Genomic DNA, 16,939 nt, shown 5'->3' on the forward strand with positions numbered 1-16,939 from the left:
GTTGTCGCTCCGCCCAACCCGCCTAACATCGGCGTATGAGCCAGAAGGACTTTACCGCGCTGTGTGACGATATCCGGGGCTGTCGCCTGTGCGCCGACCGGTTTGCGGTCACCGCCACAGCGCATGCGCCCCGCCCCGTGGTCTGGCTGCGGCCCTCGGCCCGGATCGTGGTGGCCGGTCAGGCGCCCGGCGCGCGGGTGCATGACAGCGGCGTGCCCTTCGACGATCGCTCGGGCGACCGGCTGCGCGACTGGATGGGGCTGTCGCGCGACGCCTTCTATGATCGCGACCGGGTGGCGATCCTGCCCATGGCCTTCTGCTTTCCCGGCTACAATGCCAAGGGCGCGGACCTACCACCGCCGCCGCTGTGTGCCCGCACCTGGCACGACCGCGTGATGCCGCAACTGCCCGGGCGGCGACTGCTGTTGCTGGTGGGCGGCTACGCGCAGAAATGGCATCTGGGCACGGCGGCCAAGGGCGGGGTCACGGCCACGGTGGAGGACTGGCGCAGCTTCCTGCCGCAGGCCCTGCCCTTGCCTCATCCGTCGTGGCGCAATACCGCATGGCTGAAACGCCACCCGTGGTTCGAAACCGACCTGTTGCCCGACCTGCGCCAGCGCGTCCGCGCCATACTGGAGATGCCATGACCCCGCTCACGCCGCTCGACCATGTCCATGCCGCCATGCAGGCTGCCCCCGACGACGACGCCCTGCGGCTGCGGTTCTTCGAACGCCTGGCCGATGCCGAGCTGTTCCTGCTGCTGGAACGGGAAGCCCGCGACGAGACCGTCGATCCGCAGATCTTCGAAACCGAGGATGGCAAGTTCCTGCTGGCCTTCGATCTTGAGGAACGGCTGGCCGGGTTCGCCGAAGGCACCATGCCCTATCTGGCGCTGTCGGGCCGCACCCTGATCGGCATGATCGCCGGGCAAGGCGTCGGGCTGGGGCTGAACCTTGGCACCGCGCCCTCCGAAACCCTGTTGCCGCCCGAGGCTGTGGACTGGCTGGCCGAGACGCTGGCGCACGCCCCCGAGGAAACCGAGGATCGCCCGCGCGAGTTGGCCCCTCCCAGCGGGCTGCCCGAGACCCTGCTAACCGCGCTGGATGGCAAGCTTGCGCTGATGTCCGGACGGGCGCGGCTCGCCTATCTCTGTGCGGTGACCTACGAAAGCGGCCGGCGCGGCCATCTGCTGGCCTTCGTCGACACCACCCAAGGGGCCGAAACCGCACTTGCCCGCGCGGTGAACGAGGCGCTGGCCTTTTCGGGGCTGGAAGCGGGCGCACTGGACGTGGCATTCTTCGCCGCCAGCGATGCGATTGCCGCCCGTTTGGCCCGCACAGGTCTGCGTTTCGATCTGCCGCAACCGGACCCGCACGACACGGCGTCACGCCCCGCACCGGGGTCCGATCCGGCCACCCCGCCGATCCTGCGCTGAGCGTTTCGCGTGCCGGGCCGGGTCCAAAGGCGTATATTCCACGCGTCAATTGACCGATGTCAAAGTTTTCGCCGCCGAAAGATGTAGTCTCTTGGGATCAACTTCCTGAGGGAGATCCAGAGATGCGCCTGACAACACGCACGAATCTTGCGATGCGGGCCTTGATGTTCTGCGCCGTCAATCCGGGAAGGATCGTCCGAAAGGCCGAGATTGCCGAGGCGTGCAACGCCTCGCTCAACCACTTGGGACTGGTCATCAACCTTCTCGGGCAATCGGGCTTTATCGCCACCACCCGCGGCCGCAACGGCGGCGTGCAACTGGCGCGGTCGCCCGAAAGCATCACGGTGGGCGAGATCTGCCGGCTTCTGGAAAGCGACGTGCCCTTCGCCGAATGCTTTGCCGGGGCCGACAACACCTGCCCACTGGCCGGTTGCTGCCGTTTGCGCGGGGCATTCTGCCGGGCGTTGAATGCATTCTACGCGACGCTCGACAAGGTCACCTTGGCCGAGCTGACCCAAGACAACACCGAGTTGTGCGATCTGCTGAGCGTCGGTTCGGCGGCCTGACCCGGCCCAACCTTTGATCTGACATATCCCGCGGCCCCGTTTACTGGGCCGCGGTGGCCTGCGCGGCCTCGGTCGGGGTGTCGCACAAGGCGACCACCTCCTCCACCGCGCCGTGTTGCGACAGGAAGACCTTGCCGGTCAGGTCCTCAAGGAAATCGCTGCGTTGCAGGCGATCCATGACCGGACCCTTGACCTCGGACAGATGCAGGCGAATGCCCATGCTGTCGAGCCGATGGTTGATCGCTTCAAGGCTTTCCAGCGCACTCATGTCGATCTCGTTCACTGCCGAGCACATGATGATGACATGGCGCAGCGCGTTGTCGCCGACCACGCGATCCAGCACATAGTCCTCAAGATAGCGCGCATTGGCGAAATAGAGGCTTTCGTCGATGCGGATGGTCAGCACGCGTGGATCGGTCAGAACCTTGTGGCGCAGGATGTTGCGGAAATGCTCGGTGCCCGGCACCAGCCCCACCTCGGCGATATGCGGGCGCGATGTCTTGTAGAGGTGCAGCGCGATGGACAGGATCACCCCGGTCAGCACCCCGATCTCGACCCCGAAGCCCAGCGTCAGCACGATGGTCGCCGCAACGGCGGTGAAATCGGCGCGTGAATAGATCCATGTGCGTTTCAGGATCGACAGGTCCACCAGCGACAGCACCGCCACGACGATGGTTGCCGCCAGTGTCGCCTTGGGCAGAAAGAAGATCAGCGGCGTCAGGAACAGCGCCGCAACCGCGATGCCAATGGCCGTGAAGGCCCCCGCCGCCGGAGTTTCCGCACCCGCGTCGAAGTTCACCACCGACCGGGAAAACCCGCCGGTCACCGGATAGCCGCCCGAGATCGCCGAGGCGATGTTCGACGCGCCCAGTCCGATCAACTCCTGATCCGGTACGATGCGCTGACGGCGCTTGGCCGCCAGCGTCTGCGCAACCGAGACGGATTCGACGAAGCCGATGACCGAGATCAGCAAGGCCGAGACGAACAGGCTGCTCCAGACGTCGGCGTCGAACTGCGGCACGGTCAGGGGCGGCAGCCCGCTGGGCACCTCGCCGACGATGGCCACGCCGGCCTCGTTCAGACCGAACAGCGCCACGACCCCGGTTGTCACCGCCACCGCTGCAACAGGCCCGGCCTTGGCAAGGATGTCCGCCAGGCGCGGTGCCAGCCCCAGCGACAGCAGCGCCGGTTTCAGCCCCTTGCGCACCCAGAACAGGAAGGCCATGGAACCGCCGCCGATCAGCAGGGTCCAGAGGCTGAAGTTGGGGATCTGGATGACCAGCGCGTGCAGGATCTCGATCAGGTTGTGGCCCGAGGCCTGCACCCCCAGGATGTGTTTCATCTGGCTGGCCGCGATCAGGATGCCGCTGGCGGTGATGAAGCCGGCAATCACCGGGTGGCTGAGGAAGTTGGCCAGAAACCCCAGCCGCAGCACGCCCATGACCAGCAGGATCAGGCCCGACAGGAAGGCCAGCACGATGGCCGCCGCGATGTATTCCGCCGTCCCCTGCAGCGCCAGGTTGCCCACCGCCGCCGCCGTCATCAGCGAGGCCACCGCCACCGGCCCCACCGACAGCGCCCGCGAGGTGCCGAAGATGGCATAGGCCATCAGCGGCAGGATCGAGGCATAGAGCCCCATCTCGGGCGGCAGCCCTGCCAGCAGCGCGTAGGCCAGCGACTGCGGGATCAGCATGATCGTCACGATCACCGCCGCCACCATGTCGCTGGTCAGCGTGTCACGGGTATAGCTGCGGCCCCAGTCGAGGATCGGCATGGCACGGCCGAGACGGGACGAAAGCGAAGCGCGCTGGGACATGGCAAGACATCCAATCACAGGAAGGGGGTGCGGAGGCCCGGTTCAGGATCTCCGCCAGAGGGCGATGGGGCGCCGGTCAGTTGGCGGCGACAGCCTCGGGCTTGGCCATCCATTCCTTGCCGCGCAGCATCGCCAGCCAATAGACCGGCGGCAGGATCTGTTCCTTAAGCAGCCATGCGGTACGGGTCGGCTTGGTGCCATCGACCAGCCATTTGGGGAAGCTGGGTTTCAGGGTGCCGCCATAGCCGAACTCGGCCAGCACGATCTTGCCGCGCTCCACCGTCAACGGGCAGGAGCCGTAACCGTCGTATTGCGCCACCGGGCTTTTGCCGGTGATGTCCGCCACGATGTTCTCGGCCACAACCGGCGCCTGCTTGCGCGCGGCGGCGGCGGTCTTGGCATTGGGGGCGTTCATCACGTCGCCCAGCGACCAGATGTTGTCATAGGTCTTGTGGCGCAGGGTGGCCTGATCCACATCCACCCATCCGGCGGCATCGGCCAGCGGCGAGACGCGAATGAAATCCGGCGCGGTCTGCGGCGGGCAGACATGCATCATGTCGAACGCCACCTCGACCCGTTCCACCGGGGCGTCCGGTTTGGCCACGTCGAACCAGGCCTTCTTCGCCGGGCCATCGACCGCCACCAGATTGTTGAAGAAATTCAACCGGGCATCGTACTTCTCGACATACTCCATCAGCGCGGGAACGTAGTCCTTGACCCCGAACAGCACGCCGCCGGCGTTGTGGAAGCCGATCTTGATGTCTTTCAGCACACCGGATCGGAACCAGTGGTCGGCGGACAGATACATGGCCTTCTGCGGCGCACCGGCGCATTTGATCGGCATCGGTGGCTGGGTGAACAGCGCCCGGCCCGATTTCAATTCCTGCACCAGTTTCCAGGTGTAGGGCGCAAGATCGTAACGATAGTTCGAGGTGACCGCGTTCTTGCCCAGCGTGTCCACCAGCCCCTCGACCCCATGCCAGTCCAGCTTGATGCCGGGGCAGACCACAAGGCGGCCGTATTTCACCACCCGGCAACCGTCGAGGATGACGGCATTGTGCTGCGGTTCGAAGGCGGCCAGGGCGGCCTTGATCCAGTGCACGCCCTTGGGGATCAGCGAGCCCATGGTCCGCGCCGTGGTCTTGGCATCGAAGATGCCGCCGCCGACCATGGTCCAGCCGGGCTGGTAATAATGGATGTCGGCGGGATCGATGATGGCGATCTCGGCACCTGTCTGGCGCGCCTGAAGGCTGGCCGCGACCGAGATGCCCGCCGCGCCACCGCCGATGATCACGATGTCAAAGCTGGCGTCGCCCTGATCCAGCGGAGTCGTGCCGCCGTTCACAATGCGCCGCACCACACCGCCCATGTCATAGCCCGCGGCCTTGGTCGCCGCCAGAATGTCCGAAGTCGGCTTGGTCTTCGCGACGCTGAGCGACCACAGGGTCGCCGACCGCGTGCCCGAACGGCAATAGGCCAGCGTTGGCCCCGGCAGCCAGGTCAGCAGCTTGCCGAATTCGGCGGCATCCGCATCCGTTACCTTGCCCTGTTCGATGGGCAGGTAGCGCGCCTCGATCCCGGCGACCTTGGCGGCGGCTTCGATCTCTTCAAAGGTCGGCTGGTCCATGCCCTCGCCATCGGGGCGGTTGCAGACAATCGACCGGAAGCCCTGTTCGGCCAGCGCCGGAATGTCGGCAGGGGTGATCTGCGGGCTGACGGACAGCTCGGGCGAGATGGATTTGGGGTCCATGGGAAAGCGTCTCCTGTAAGGGGGCGGCCCGGTCGCCATGCGCCGGGCCGGGGGCGCGGAGGCTCACGCTCCGCGCGGGCCGGATCAGAGGCCGTTGATCGGCACTTTCAGCATCGGACGTCCGTCCTTGTCCTCGGGAATCTCACCGGCCCGCATGTTGACCTGCAACGACGGGATGATGAGCTTCGGCATGGCAAGCTGCGCGTCGCGCTCGGTGCGGAACTTGACGAATTCGTCCTTGGACTTGCTGCCACCGACGTGGATGTTGTGCGCCTTTTCCTCGGCCACCGTGGTTTCCCACTGGATGTCGCGACCGTTGGGGCCGTAGTCGTGGCACATGAACAGCCGGGTTTCATCGGGCAGCGCCAGCACCTTCTGGATCGAGTCGTACAGCTCGCCCGCGTCACCGCCGGGGAAATCGGCCCGTGCAGAGCCGCCATCGGGCATGAACAGCGTGTCGCCCACGAAGGCCGCATCGCCGATCACATGCACCATGCAGGCGGGTGTGTGGCCCGGCGTGTGCATGGTAAAGCCGGTCATGCCGCCGATCTTGTAGGTGTCACCATCGGTGAACAGCGCGTCGAACTGCGAGCCGTCGCGCTGGAATTCGGTGCCTTCGTTGAAGACCTTGCCGAAGGTGTCCTGCACCACGGTGATCTTCTCACCGATGCCGATCTTGCCGCCCAGCTTTTCCTGGATGTAGGGCGCGGCCGACAGATGGTCGGCGTGCACATGGGTTTCCAGCAGCCATTCCAGCTTCAGCCCGTTGTCCTGCACATAGGCAATGACCGCGTCGGCGTTGTCATAGGTGATCCGCCCGGCGGCATAGTCGATGTCCATCACGGAATCCACGATGGCGCAGCTGTCCGAGCCGGGATCCCTGACGACGTAGGTGATGGTGTTGGTGGCTTCGTCGAAAAAGCCCTTCACCAGCGGTGTGACGGATGGGTCGATGGGATAGTGTGCCATGTGTCCTCCTGACTGCGGGTGCTTGCGCGGGCGGATCAGGGGGGAACCGGACCGACGCAAGCACCACGGCATTCGTATATAGTTTTATATATGTGTTTGCAGCCACCGCAAAAGCCCTGCGACATTGCGCCGGATGCAGACAGGATGGTCACATATTGCAGGTACTCTTGCCCAACAGTCGATAGGCGGGGCAGAATTTCATGGCCGAGGTGGCCAGCATCACGGCACCGACCACGAGTGCCAGCCAGAACAGCCCGCCCGACACGGCGCCGGTCAGCGCCACAAGAAGCAGGATCACGCCGATCACGGCGCGCAGGATTCGGTCGATTTTTCCAACATTGGCAGTCATGGCGTTCTCTCCAGGTTACATTCTGGCCCGAGATTACCGGATGGGCGGGGCGCGGTCTGTGACCTTGTCACCAAGACCTGCGAATATTTGCAGGCGATGTGCCGCGCCGTGGGTCAGGCCTCGGCCAGCGCCCGGATCGCGGGCACATCCGACAAGCCGATCTCGCCCCGAGACAGGGTGATCCAATCACGGCGGCGAAACTCCTGCAACTGCCGCGACACCACTTCGCGCGCGGTGCCCAATTCGCCGGCCAACTGCTGATGGGTGGCGCGCACACGGTCGCCCTGCCCTGCCAGATCCAGCAGTTTCTGCGCCAGACGGATGTCGATCCGCTGAAAGGCCACCTCCTCGATCACAAGGAACAGGTCGGCGATGCGCCGGGAATAGGCTTCGAACACAAAGCTGCGGAAGTCCGGCGACCGCGCCACCAGATCGTCGAAAGTGGCGCGCGGGATGGCCACGGCCTCGATCGCGGATTCGGTGATGCCCTCGGCAGAATAGGCATCATGGGCCATCAGGCAGGCGGTGGTCATGACGCAGCTTTCCCCAGCGTTGATGCGGTACAGAACGATCTGGCGGCCGCTGTCGGACAGGTGCTGCACCCGCACGGTGCCCGAGATCAGCACCAGGAAGTTGTCGGCGCTGCTGCCGGGGCCGAAGATGACCTGTCCGGCGGGCACTTTCAGAACCTTGCCGTCACGATCCAGACGGCGGCGCAGGTCGGGATCCAGCCGCGAGAGGCCGGGAAAATTGTCAACCCAGGACATGAAGCACCTCGTTCAGCCTTGGCTTTCGACCTAGCGCCCCGGCGACGGCCTTGGCAAGTACCGCGCCCGGCCCGTTCCGCGAATGTTTGCCGGATGATGACAGGTGACGCCAAGGTAATCATACGCCATCATTGACCGCGCGACCGAAATCTCACTCAATTGCGACACAGCGGCACAGACCGCGAGTCAACGACACGCAACAGGAAGGAACGATCCCATGACCCTCCACAGCCTCCGTGCGGGCCTTCTGGCCACGACATTGCTGGCCACAAGCCTTGGTGCTGCGCAGGCCGCCACCTACATGCGCGGCAACAGCGGCGATCCCGAGACGCTGGACCAGCACAAGACCTCGACCACCGTCGAGGCGCATATCATGCGCGATCTCTACGAGGGGCTGGTGATCTATGACAACAAGGCAAAGGTCGTGCCCGGCGTCGCCGAAAGCTGGGAGGTCAATGACGACGGCACCGTCTATACCTTCAATCTGCGCGATAATGCCAAATGGTCGAACGGCGACCCGGTGACCGCGGGCGATTTCGTGTTCTCGCTGAACCGCATCATGGACCCGGCCACGGGCGCGAAATACGCCAACATCCTTTACCCGATCGCCGGCGCCGAAGGCATCAACAAGGGCGAAGGCGGAGAGTTGGGCGTCAAGGCGCTGGACGATCACACGCTGGAAATCACCCTTGCACAGGCGACGCCCTATTTTCTGGAACTGCTGACCCATCAGACCGGCCTGCCGCTGCATCCCGGCACGGTCGAGGCCCATGGCAAGGACTTCGTGCAGCCCGGCATCATGGTGTCCAACGGCGCTTTCACGCTGGAAAGCTTCACCCCGAACGACAAGATCGTGCTGACCAAGAACCCGAACTTCCACGATGCCGACAACGTGGCGCTGGACTCCGTGCACTACCTGCCGTTCGAGGATCGCGCCAACTGCGCCCGCCGCTTCGAAGCCGCCGAAGTGCAATCCTGCGATGACATTGCCACCGAACAACTGCCCGACCTGACCTCGCGTTTGGGCGATCAGGTGGTGGTGACGCCCTATCTGGGCACCTATTATTACGGGCTGAACACCGCCCGCGATCCGATCAGTGACGTGCGCGTGCGCCAGGCCCTGAGCATGGTCATCGACCGCGAATTCCTGGCCGAGGAAATCTGGGGCGGCGCGATGCTGCCGGCCTACAGCCTGGTGCCGCCGGGCATTTCCAACTACGTCGACGAGCCGCCGATGCTGGATTACGCCGATCTGCCGATGCTGGATCGCGAAGACGCCGCCCTCGCGCTGCTGGCCGAAGCCGGCTATGGCCCCGACAACCCCATCGAGATCGAGATCAGCTACAACGCCTCGGAAAACCACAAGAACACGGCGACCGCCATCGCCTCCATGTGGGAACCGCTGGGGGTTTCGGTGGCCTATAACGTGCGCGACATCTCGGCCCATTACGCCATGTTGCGCGACGAAAAGAACCATGACGTGGCCCGCGCGGGCTGGATCGGCGACTATTCCGATCCGCAGAACTTCCTGTTCCTGAACCGTGCCGACAACCCCGGCTTCAACTACGGCAACTACAACAACCCGGAGTATGACGCGCTGCTGGACAAGGCCGCGGGCACCGTCGATCTGGAAGAACGCGCCGCGATCCTGGCCGAAGCCGAGGAGCTGTTCCTGCGCGACCTTCCGCAGATGCCGCTGCTCTACTACTCCTCGATGAACCTGGTCTCCGACAAGCTGCAGGGCTGGGAGCCGAACATCCAGGATGTGCATGGCTCGCGCTTCATCTCGATTTCCGAGTAATCCCTGAAATCCTCCCGGCCGGATGCGTTCCGGCCGGGGTCCGACGGGAAGCGATGTCATGTTCAGATATGTCCTGCGCCGGCTGCTGGGGGCGATCCCGACCCTGCTGCTGATCATCACCGGGTCTTTCTTCCTGATGCGCGTGGCCCCGGGCGGCCCCTTCGACCGGGAACGCACGCTGGAGCCGACGGTGATGGAAAACCTCAACCGGGTCTTCCATCTCGACAAGCCGCTCTACGAACAGTTCTTCTATTATCTCGGCAACCTGATGCGCGGCGACATGGGGCCGTCGTTCATCTATCGCGACTTCACCGTGGCCGAGCTTCTGGCCGCGGGTCTGCCGGTCTCCATGAAGCTGGGCGCACTGGCGCTGCTGCTGGCGCTGGTGATGGGCGGCGTGCTGGGCTGCATCGCGGCGCTGCGTCAGAACACCTGGATCGACTACGCGGTGATCGCCACCGCCACCTTCGGCATCACGGTGCCCAACTTCGTGCTGGCCCCCCTGCTGGCGCTGATCTTCGGCGTCTGGCTCAGTTGGCTGCCGGCGGGCGGCTGGAACAACGGCGCGGCCCCGAACCTCGTCCTGCCCGTGATCGCCCTGGCGCTGCCACAAGTGGCGGTGGTGGCGCGCCTGATCCGCGGCGCGATGATCGAGGCGCTGCGCTCCGACCACGTGCGCACTGCGCGCGCCTACGGCCTGCCCACCCGTATGATCGTCGTCACCCACGCCCTGCGCGCCGCCTGCCTGCCTGCGGTCAGTTACCTGGGTCCGGCGGCGGCGGCGCTGCTGACCGGCTCCATCGTGATTGAACAGATATTCGGGCTGCCCGGCATCGGCCGGTATTTCGTCACCGGCGCGTTGAACCGCGACTACACGCTTGTCATGGGCACGGTCATCATCGTGGCCGTCTTCGTGGTGCTTTTCAACCTGATCGTGGACATTCTCTATGCCGCTCTTGACCCGCGAGTCCGTTATGATTGATCGCGCGCCTGTGGCCCACCGTTCGCCGCCTCCGGCGGGAGTATTTCCGCCAAGAAAAAGAGTGCACGGGTCCGCATTTGCCCAGATGCTTTTTCTTGGTAATAATACTCAATCCCGACAGTGCCATATGGGCCGCCGCATGACAGGAGGCCCGCATGGCTGACACCACCATGAACATCTCCGCTCCCAGCCGCTCGCTTTGGGCGACGGCGTGGTTGCGGCTGCGCAAGAACCATGCCGCCATGGCCTCGATCTGGATCCTGGTCTTCCTTTTGCTGGCCGGGATCTTTGGGCCGATGGTGGCGCCGCATGACTATTCCAAGGTCTACCCGGAATTCGTCAAGGTGCCCGCCAGCCTGAAGGCCTATCCGCGCGTGGACACCGTGGTTCCGGTGGCCGAGCGGGTTCTGACCCGCGCCCGCCTGGCGCCCGAGGAGATATCGGTCGAGGGCAACACGCTGCGCGTCACCGCCACGTCGCGCCGCGAGATCGATCCACGGGTGACGCGCTATGTGGATCGCTCGAACTTGTTTTCGAACGCGCGGGTGGTCGAGATGTCGCCCGACGGCACCTCGGCGGTGATCGAGGCGGATGTGGCGCGCTATCACTTCTTCTTCGGCACCGATGCCAATGGCCGGGACCTGCTGTCGCGGGTTCTGATCTCGGTGCGCATTTCCATGTTCATCGGCGCACTGGCCACCGGCGTTTCGCTGCTGGTCGGTGTCGCCTATGGCGCGGCGGCGGGTTATCTGGGCGGGCGGATCGATGCGATGATGATGCGGGTGGTGGATATCCTCTATTCCCTGCCCTTTATCTTCTTCGTGATCCTGCTGGTGGTGTTCTTCGGGCGCAACGTGGTCTTGATGTTCGTCGCCGTGGGTCTGGTGGAATGGCTGGACATGGCGCGGATCGTGCGCGGACAGACGATCTCGCTGCGACAACGCGAGTTCGTGCAGGCGGCGGATGCCTTGGGTGTGGGGGCCGGCGGCATCCTGCGGCGTCACATCATTCCCAACACGCTGGGGCCGGTGATCATCTACATGACGCTTCTGGTGCCCAAGGTGATCCTGCTGGAAAGTTTCCTGTCGTTCCTGGGACTGGGGGTGCAGGAGCCGCTGACTTCACTGGGTGTGTTGATCTCAGAAGGGGCCAAGGACATGCGCGGTGCGCCTTACATGCTGTTGTGGCCATCGCTGACCCTGACAGTGCTGCTGTTTGCCCTGAACTTCCTGGGCGACGGGTTGCGCGATGCACTCGACCCGAAGGATCGCTGATGTCAGGGGCGCAGCAAAGCCAAGGTGCGCGGGTCGGGCTGGCCTTTGTAGAAATGCGCAATGCCGGCGCGGAAGGCATCCGGGGCGGCGGCCGCTTCGGAAAACAGTGTCAGGCAGGAGCGCAGCTTCATCGCGTCGACCGTGCCGAAGATCGCCACGGGATCGCGTGTTCCGGCCCGCATCGCGGCGGCCAGCGCTGCCCGCAAGCGCGGGCCCAGCACCGGATGCGCAGCATAGGCCCGGGCCGCCGCGGCGTCTTCCAGCGCGTATCGCTGCGCAGTCGCGCTGATGCCAAGTCCGACGAGTTGCGGAAAGACAAACCACATCCAGTGGCCCTGCTTTCGCCCGGCGGACAATTCGCGCAGCACCTGGTCCCAGACCGGGGCCTGCGCATCGAGAAATCGCTGCGGCTCCATACCCGACATCCTAGCGGAATTGCCTCATGACCCAAGCCAACATTCTGGAAATCGACGACATCCATGTCAGCTTTGATACGCCGGACGGCATGGTCGAAGCGGTGCGCGGTGTCTCCATGTCCATCGCCCGTGGCGAAACCGTGGCGGTGGTGGGCGAAAGCGGCTCGGGCAAGAGCCAGGTGATGGTGGCGGCCATGGGGCTTCTGGCTTCGAACGGCCATGCCACGGGGGCTGCGCGCTATCATGGTGAAAACCTGATCGGCAAAAGCAAGCGGCAGCTGAACAGGATCCGGGGCAAGCATGTCACCATGATCTTTCAGGAACCGATGACCTCGCTCGATCCGCTCTACACCATCGAACGTCAGATCAGCGAACCGCTGATGGTGCACGGCGGCCTGTCGCGGCGGGCGGCCTCGGCCCGCACGCTGGAGTTGCTGGAACTGGTGCAGATCCCGCGTGCGAAGGAACGGCTGAAGGCCTATCCGCATGAATTGTCCGGCGGACAGCGGCAGCGGGTGATGATTGCCATGGCGCTGGCCAACAACCCCGACCTGCTGATCGCGGATGAGCCCACAACGGCACTGGATGTGACAATTCAGGCCGAGATCCTGGGGCTGCTGGCCGAGCTTCAGGAAAAGCTGGGCATGGCGATCCTGTTCATCACCCATGATCTGGGCATCGTCGAGGCCTTCGCGAACCGGGTCTATGTGATGCGGGCCGGTCAGGTGGTCGAACACGGCACTGCCGCCCAAATCTTCTCGGCCCCGCGCGAGGAGTACACAAGGATGCTTCTGGCCGCCGAACCCGAGGGCCGCAAGGCCCCGGTGGACGACAGCGCCGAAACCATCCTGTCCGCCGAAGACGTGGGCATCACCTTTGGCGGCAACCGCAACTGGTGGGGCAAGGCCAGCCCCGGCGTCGCCGCCGTCAAGGGCGTCTCGCTCAGCCTGCGCACGGGGGAAACCCTGGGCATTGTGGGGGAAAGCGGGTCGGGCAAATCCACCCTTGGCCGCTGCCTGCTGCAGCTCCTGCCCGGCGAAGGCCGCGTGGTGTTCATGGGCGATGATATTTCCGGTCTCGACCGGGCGCAGATGCGCCCCTATCGCAAGACCCTGCAGATGGTGTTTCAGGATCCCTACGGCTCGCTCAGCCCGCGGATGACCGTCGGCGAGATCATCACCGAGGGGCTGCTGGTACACGCGCCGTCAATCTCGGCCAAGGAACGGGATGCGCGCGCCAAGCAGGCGCTGACCGAGGTCGAACTGGACCCGTCGGTGCGCAACCGCTTCCCGCATGAATTCTCGGGCGGCCAGCGGCAACGCATCGCCATCGCCCGCGCGCTGGTGCTGCATCCGACCCTGATCGTGCTGGACGAGCCGACCTCGGCGCTGGACCGTTCGGTCCAGAAGTCGATCATCGCCCTGCTTCGCGACCTGCAAGCGCGCTATGGCATGAGCTACATCTTCATCAGCCACGATCTGTCGGTGGTGCAGGCGCTATCGGATCGGGTGATGGTGATGAAGGATGGAGACGTGGTGGAGGCCGGGCCCACCGCGCAGATCTTTGACGCCCCGCAAACCGACTATACCCGCCGCCTGATGCGCGCCGCCTTCGATCTGAGATCGGTTCTGGCAGAGCGGGCGCGGGCCTGAGACGCGGCTCTGGCAGACGCCGCCGCCGAAGCGGATCGCCTCGCGTATTCCAGACCTTGCCGGTGGGTAAATTCCCTCGACAACAGACTGTTAACCATGTCACCCTCGCGCCATGTGGCGTAAACTTCTGATCCTGCCGGGGGTACTGGCCTATACCCTCCTGCTCTACTGGATGTTCACCCTGGCGTTTCCCTTCCTCGTGGACGGGATCGAGCGTGTCCGCTCTACCATCAATGATGCGCGCGGCAAGTCCGGGCTGATCTTCGTGGAAAGCCCCGAGGTCTATACCCGGCAGCGGCTGGTCAACGATCGCTACCGGCAGGATGCCTGGTTGCGCGGCAAGCTGGACGAAATCGATGCCAACGGCAGCAGTTTCATCGACCAGCGCGTCAGCCGGATTCTGGAAACCAACGCCAACATCAATCTCAATGCGGCGCCCGGCGGGACGGCGGCAGCGCCCGACGCGGCGGCCACGCCCAATCAGGTCACCATCAACATCCCCGAGACGGACGAGATCCCCTTCGGCGCCAAGTTCGAACTGCAATCGGCGGCGCGCGACAAGATCCGGCAGTTGATCCTGGAGAACTCGCTGGATGACCGGCACGACCTGTCAGGCAACACCGTCTTTGGCCTGAAGTTCGATACCGCCGTCCTGCCCGGCACCAAGGCGACGCTCAGCCCCACGGTGATCGTGCGCATGTCGTCGAACCCGCTGGAATTCCTCACACGGCCCCCGGCGGAACTGGCCCAGCATTTCGGCCGCGTCTACGATCCCGAGAAAGAAACCCGCATGGCGGAGCAGGATCGCGCCGATCTGAACATCCTTGACCGTCTCGACACCCATTTCGACTCCTGGCGCGACAGCGTCGAACAGCGGTTGAACGAGCACAAGGGCGATGAGGCGGTTCTGTGCCAGCGCCCGCGCGAGGAAATCGCCATCGAACTCAACCGCCCGCTGTGCAATCAGAACGGCACACTGTCGGCGGCGGGGAAATGGGGGTTGCGGCAGGCCTTCGGCGAAACCGCAGCGGTGGATGAATCGCTCTACTTCGTGCTGCGGATGCCACGCCGCGAGATAACATTGGGCGACAGCTATCTCAGCCTGATGGAGGACGAGGCCTCGGGCTATTGCCTGCTGCAGACCACAAATGACAACGATCCCACCGTCGCCGAATTCCTGGAAAGCCGCATCGGCATCGCAAACCGGTTTCAGCTGCCAGACCCCTGGGGACGGATGTTTGAAGTGCGCGTCACCGCGCGGCCCGATTCCGCGCCCGAGATCTGCGGCGCCTCGGTGGATTTGACGCTGGACGGGCTGGAAGTGCCGCTGGTCTTCGTCAATCAGGCACTGGCCCCCGAAGACGAACAGATCTTCCTTGGGTCGGGCTGGCGCCCGGTCGATTGCCAGACCGACCGCTGTCTGTCGGGAACCTCCTCGGTCTGGGCCCAATTCCGCGAGGAATCCCGCGAGGCGCGCGATGCGGTGGGTGCGGCGCTCGACACCCCGACCCTGAACGCGCTGACGGATATGGCGGCCAATGTCACCCAGGACGACGAGGCTCCGGCCCAATTGTGCTTTCTCAATTTCGCCCCGAACGAGCCGTGGTTCTTCATCGGAAGCACCGCGCCGGACGAATGGGAAAGCCGCTGCTTTTCCGGCGAGGCCCTGTATTTCCGGCTTGGGGCCTTCAGCTTCCTCAAGCGCATGACGCAGGTGGAAAGCTATACCTATGCCGCCTTCCCGCGCGGCGACGTCAGTGGCGTGGTCAGCGAAACCGGCGAACGACAGGCATTGACCGGCGGGTTGAGCGGCCTGCCCAACCTGGGTGCCGCCCTGTCCTTCGGGCTGCAGGAGCAGAACCGCAGCGTCGAGGCCCGCCCCAGCCTGATCAATTTCGCCTCGGGCGAAGGCCGGCGCGGCGATCTGGAAGACGCCTCCAAAATCTTCGATTTCGGCTGGTCCATCGTCAAGGAAGGCATCAAGAAGCCGATGATCGCCTCGCAACTGGTACTGGTGTCGGTGCCCGCCTATCTGGACGAGTTGGAACTGGAAATCTGGAAAGGCTTCCTCGACATCGACCGGGTGCCGCTGAATCGCGAAACCTACAACACGGCGACCCTTGACGAGCGTATTTCGGCGCTGATGCCCAGTTTTGAAAAACGCACGGTGACCCTGAAGTTGCCGCCCGACTACCCGGCCCTGGATGGCGTGGTGTTCTCGACCAGCCTTGTCAGCGGTCCCCGGATCAAAACGTCCCGGCTGCAGATCTGCTACGGGGTGCGGGAAAGCGGTGATCTGACCATCGCCATTTCGGGCGAACGGCTGTGGCGCTCCACCGTGGTGACGCTGGACGGGATCAAGGCCAACCGGATCGAGGTGATGCCCGACATGCGCGGGATCCTGGCCCATTTCGAAGGGCTGCCCGTGGCGATCGGAGACGATCCGGCGCGGGTCAAGCGCCTGCTGGAAGTCTGGACCAGCGAGGGGCGCGACAAGCAATCGGTGCGGATTGCGCACAATCCGCGTGTCGATGCCTGCGTGCTGGAAGACGACTGATCTAGCGAATGATCTTGCCCGGTGCGCCGTTGCAGGTGCAAAACCCGTTGATCGGCTTGGGCGAGACCGTGCATTCGCCGCGCGGGGTTTCGCACACGGTGCCATAGGATTGCGACAGCCGGTCCTTTGAATACCCGTCACGAACCGGGGTTGCGGGGGCTGCCTGCGGCACAAGCCCGGCCGTCGAGGCGGTTTCCATGGCAAGCGGTGCCACGCTGCTGCCAGCACGTTCCTCGCTGACGAGGGTGAAGGTACCGACGGCAAGGACGACAAGGCCGGCCAGGGCCAGAATGGGGCGGGACATGCGTTTCTGCTCCAGAATCTATGGTCCGGGGTTTTCCCGATACGCTGCTCTTGACCCAATATAGGCGATCGTCAAGCGATTGTCCGCCCCTTGCGGAAAGAACCCTAACGCTGGGCAAGAAAACGCCCCGACAGGTGCCGGGACGTTTGTCTGTGCCCCCCTTCGAGGGGTGGTTTTTTTTGCTCTCAGGCCCCGGGTTTCTGTCCGGGGCCTGGGGTGTTTTGTGTCAGGCGATGCGGGTGAGCAGGTCGTCGAGGCTTTTCTTGGCGTCGCCGTAGAACATCCGCGTATTGTCCTTGAA

The 16,939-nt window shown here is 64.4% G+C and carries 15 protein-coding genes; 8 read left to right on the plus strand and 7 right to left on the minus strand.

All coding sequences use genetic code 11. From position 1 onward, the window contains the following. Positions 1–35 precede the first annotated feature (35 nt). The 3 genes from AB0T83_RS16770 to AB0T83_RS16780 all read left to right on the plus strand — a co-directional run bounded on the left by AB0T83_RS16770 (position 36) and on the right by AB0T83_RS16780 (position 2,001). A complete protein-coding gene (locus AB0T83_RS16770; RefSeq protein WP_366194375.1) occupies positions 36–647 on the plus strand; it encodes a uracil-DNA glycosylase family protein in 612 nt (203 codons plus the stop codon). Further along, on the plus strand, positions 644–1,435 hold the full coding sequence (locus AB0T83_RS16775) for an SseB family protein (RefSeq protein WP_366194376.1): 792 nt from the start codon (positions 644–646) through the stop codon (positions 1,433–1,435). The genes AB0T83_RS16770 and AB0T83_RS16775 overlap by 4 nt, the downstream gene beginning before the upstream one ends. A 122-nt stretch (positions 1,436–1,557) precedes the next feature. Beyond that, complete coding sequence (locus tag AB0T83_RS16780) at positions 1,558–2,001, plus strand: RrF2 family transcriptional regulator (protein WP_366194377.1); 444 nt, start codon at positions 1,558–1,560, stop codon at positions 1,999–2,001. A gap of 40 nt (positions 2,002–2,041) precedes the next feature. On the opposite strand, the gene AB0T83_RS16785 is transcribed toward AB0T83_RS16780, so the two are convergent. From AB0T83_RS16785 to AB0T83_RS16805, 5 genes are all read right to left on the minus strand, one after another. Beyond that, entirely contained in the window at positions 2,042–3,817 is a 1,776-nt protein-coding gene (locus tag AB0T83_RS16785; protein ID WP_366194378.1) for a SulP family inorganic anion transporter, read from the minus strand. A 76-nt stretch (positions 3,818–3,893) separates the two neighbouring features. Beyond that, positions 3,894–5,567, minus strand: a complete 1,674-nt coding sequence (locus tag AB0T83_RS16790) for a bifunctional protein tyrosine phosphatase family protein/NAD(P)/FAD-dependent oxidoreductase (protein ID WP_366194379.1) — start codon at positions 5,565–5,567, stop codon at positions 3,894–3,896. An 84-nt stretch (positions 5,568–5,651) separates the two neighbouring features. Further along, complete coding sequence (locus AB0T83_RS16795) at positions 5,652–6,536, minus strand: MBL fold metallo-hydrolase (RefSeq protein WP_366194380.1); 885 nt, start codon at positions 6,534–6,536, stop codon at positions 5,652–5,654. A gap of 148 nt (positions 6,537–6,684) precedes the next feature. Continuing rightward, positions 6,685–6,885: a YgaP family membrane protein gene (locus AB0T83_RS16800; RefSeq protein WP_366194381.1), complete on the minus strand. Its 201-nt coding sequence runs from the start codon at positions 6,883–6,885 to the stop codon at positions 6,685–6,687. Between the two features lie 113 nt (positions 6,886–6,998). Beyond that, the gene (locus AB0T83_RS16805; protein ID WP_366194382.1) at positions 6,999–7,652 is read right to left on the minus strand and encodes a Crp/Fnr family transcriptional regulator; all 654 of its coding nucleotides are present in this window, start codon (positions 7,650–7,652) and stop codon (positions 6,999–7,001) included. Between the two features lie 217 nt (positions 7,653–7,869). Between AB0T83_RS16805 and AB0T83_RS16810 the strand changes: the two genes are divergently transcribed. The 3 genes from AB0T83_RS16810 (at position 7,870) to AB0T83_RS16820 (ending at position 11,709) form a co-directional block, all read left to right on the plus strand. Next, positions 7,870–9,453: a peptide ABC transporter substrate-binding protein gene (locus tag AB0T83_RS16810; RefSeq protein WP_366194383.1), complete on the plus strand. Its 1,584-nt coding sequence runs from the start codon at positions 7,870–7,872 to the stop codon at positions 9,451–9,453. A gap of 58 nt (positions 9,454–9,511) precedes the next feature. Next, positions 9,512–10,435, plus strand: coding sequence for an oligopeptide ABC transporter permease OppB (gene oppB / locus AB0T83_RS16815; protein WP_366194384.1), 924 nt, complete (start codon positions 9,512–9,514; stop codon positions 10,433–10,435). A 155-nt stretch (positions 10,436–10,590) separates the two neighbouring features. Further along, positions 10,591–11,709 (plus strand): ABC transporter permease, encoded by a 1,119-nt coding sequence (locus AB0T83_RS16820; protein ID WP_366194385.1) that lies wholly within the window; start codon positions 10,591–10,593, stop codon positions 11,707–11,709. A 2-nt stretch (positions 11,710–11,711) separates the two neighbouring features. On the opposite strand, the gene AB0T83_RS16825 is transcribed toward AB0T83_RS16820, so the two are convergent. Continuing rightward, positions 11,712–12,125 (minus strand): DUF1810 domain-containing protein, encoded by a 414-nt coding sequence (locus AB0T83_RS16825; protein WP_366194386.1) that lies wholly within the window; start codon positions 12,123–12,125, stop codon positions 11,712–11,714. A gap of 26 nt (positions 12,126–12,151) precedes the next feature. Between AB0T83_RS16825 and AB0T83_RS16830 the strand changes: the two genes are divergently transcribed. Continuing rightward, the gene (locus AB0T83_RS16830) at positions 12,152–13,777 is read left to right on the plus strand and encodes an ABC transporter ATP-binding protein (RefSeq protein ID WP_366194387.1); all 1,626 of its coding nucleotides are present in this window, start codon (positions 12,152–12,154) and stop codon (positions 13,775–13,777) included. A 112-nt stretch (positions 13,778–13,889) separates the two neighbouring features. Further along, positions 13,890–16,334, plus strand: a complete 2,445-nt coding sequence (locus AB0T83_RS16835) for a hypothetical protein (protein WP_366194388.1) — start codon at positions 13,890–13,892, stop codon at positions 16,332–16,334. A gap of 1 nt (position 16,335) precedes the next feature. Here the strand turns inward: AB0T83_RS16835 and AB0T83_RS16840 are convergent, their stop codons facing one another. Further along, positions 16,336–16,638, minus strand: coding sequence for a hypothetical protein (locus tag AB0T83_RS16840; protein ID WP_366194389.1), 303 nt, complete (start codon positions 16,636–16,638; stop codon positions 16,336–16,338). Between the last annotated feature and the right edge of the window lie 301 nt (positions 16,639–16,939).

Origin of the sequence: Meridianimarinicoccus marinus, assembly GCF_040689105.1 — a bacterium.
Taxonomy (GTDB): domain Bacteria; phylum Pseudomonadota; class Alphaproteobacteria; order Rhodobacterales; family Rhodobacteraceae; genus Meridianimarinicoccus; species Meridianimarinicoccus marinus.

Bases quoted from the DNA above. Each gene is read 5' to 3' on its own strand.
- AB0T83_RS16770 (WP_366194375.1), top strand. From the start codon at position 36: ATGAGCCAGAAGGACTTTACCGCGCTGTGTGACGATATCCGGGGCTGT.
- AB0T83_RS16775 (WP_366194376.1), top strand. From the start codon at position 644: ATGACCCCGCTCACGCCGCTCGACCATGTCCATGCCGCCATGCAGGCT.
- AB0T83_RS16780 (WP_366194377.1), top strand. From the start codon at position 1,558: ATGCGCCTGACAACACGCACGAATCTTGCGATGCGGGCCTTGATGTTC.
- AB0T83_RS16785 (WP_366194378.1), bottom strand. From the start codon at position 3,817: ATGTCCCAGCGCGCTTCGCTTTCGTCCCGTCTCGGCCGTGCCATGCCG.
- AB0T83_RS16790 (WP_366194379.1), bottom strand. From the start codon at position 5,567: ATGGACCCCAAATCCATCTCGCCCGAGCTGTCCGTCAGCCCGCAGATC.
- AB0T83_RS16795 (WP_366194380.1), bottom strand. From the start codon at position 6,536: ATGGCACACTATCCCATCGACCCATCCGTCACACCGCTGGTGAAGGGC.
- AB0T83_RS16800 (WP_366194381.1), bottom strand. From the start codon at position 6,885: ATGACTGCCAATGTTGGAAAAATCGACCGAATCCTGCGCGCCGTGATC.
- AB0T83_RS16805 (WP_366194382.1), bottom strand. From the start codon at position 7,652: ATGTCCTGGGTTGACAATTTTCCCGGCCTCTCGCGGCTGGATCCCGAC.
- AB0T83_RS16810 (WP_366194383.1), top strand. From the start codon at position 7,870: ATGACCCTCCACAGCCTCCGTGCGGGCCTTCTGGCCACGACATTGCTG.
- oppB (WP_366194384.1), top strand. From the start codon at position 9,512: ATGTTCAGATATGTCCTGCGCCGGCTGCTGGGGGCGATCCCGACCCTG.
- AB0T83_RS16820 (WP_366194385.1), top strand. From the start codon at position 10,591: ATGGCTGACACCACCATGAACATCTCCGCTCCCAGCCGCTCGCTTTGG.
- AB0T83_RS16825 (WP_366194386.1), bottom strand. From the start codon at position 12,125: ATGGAGCCGCAGCGATTTCTCGATGCGCAGGCCCCGGTCTGGGACCAG.
- AB0T83_RS16830 (WP_366194387.1), top strand. From the start codon at position 12,152: ATGACCCAAGCCAACATTCTGGAAATCGACGACATCCATGTCAGCTTT.
- AB0T83_RS16835 (WP_366194388.1), top strand. From the start codon at position 13,890: ATGTGGCGTAAACTTCTGATCCTGCCGGGGGTACTGGCCTATACCCTC.
- AB0T83_RS16840 (WP_366194389.1), bottom strand. From the start codon at position 16,638: ATGTCCCGCCCCATTCTGGCCCTGGCCGGCCTTGTCGTCCTTGCCGTC.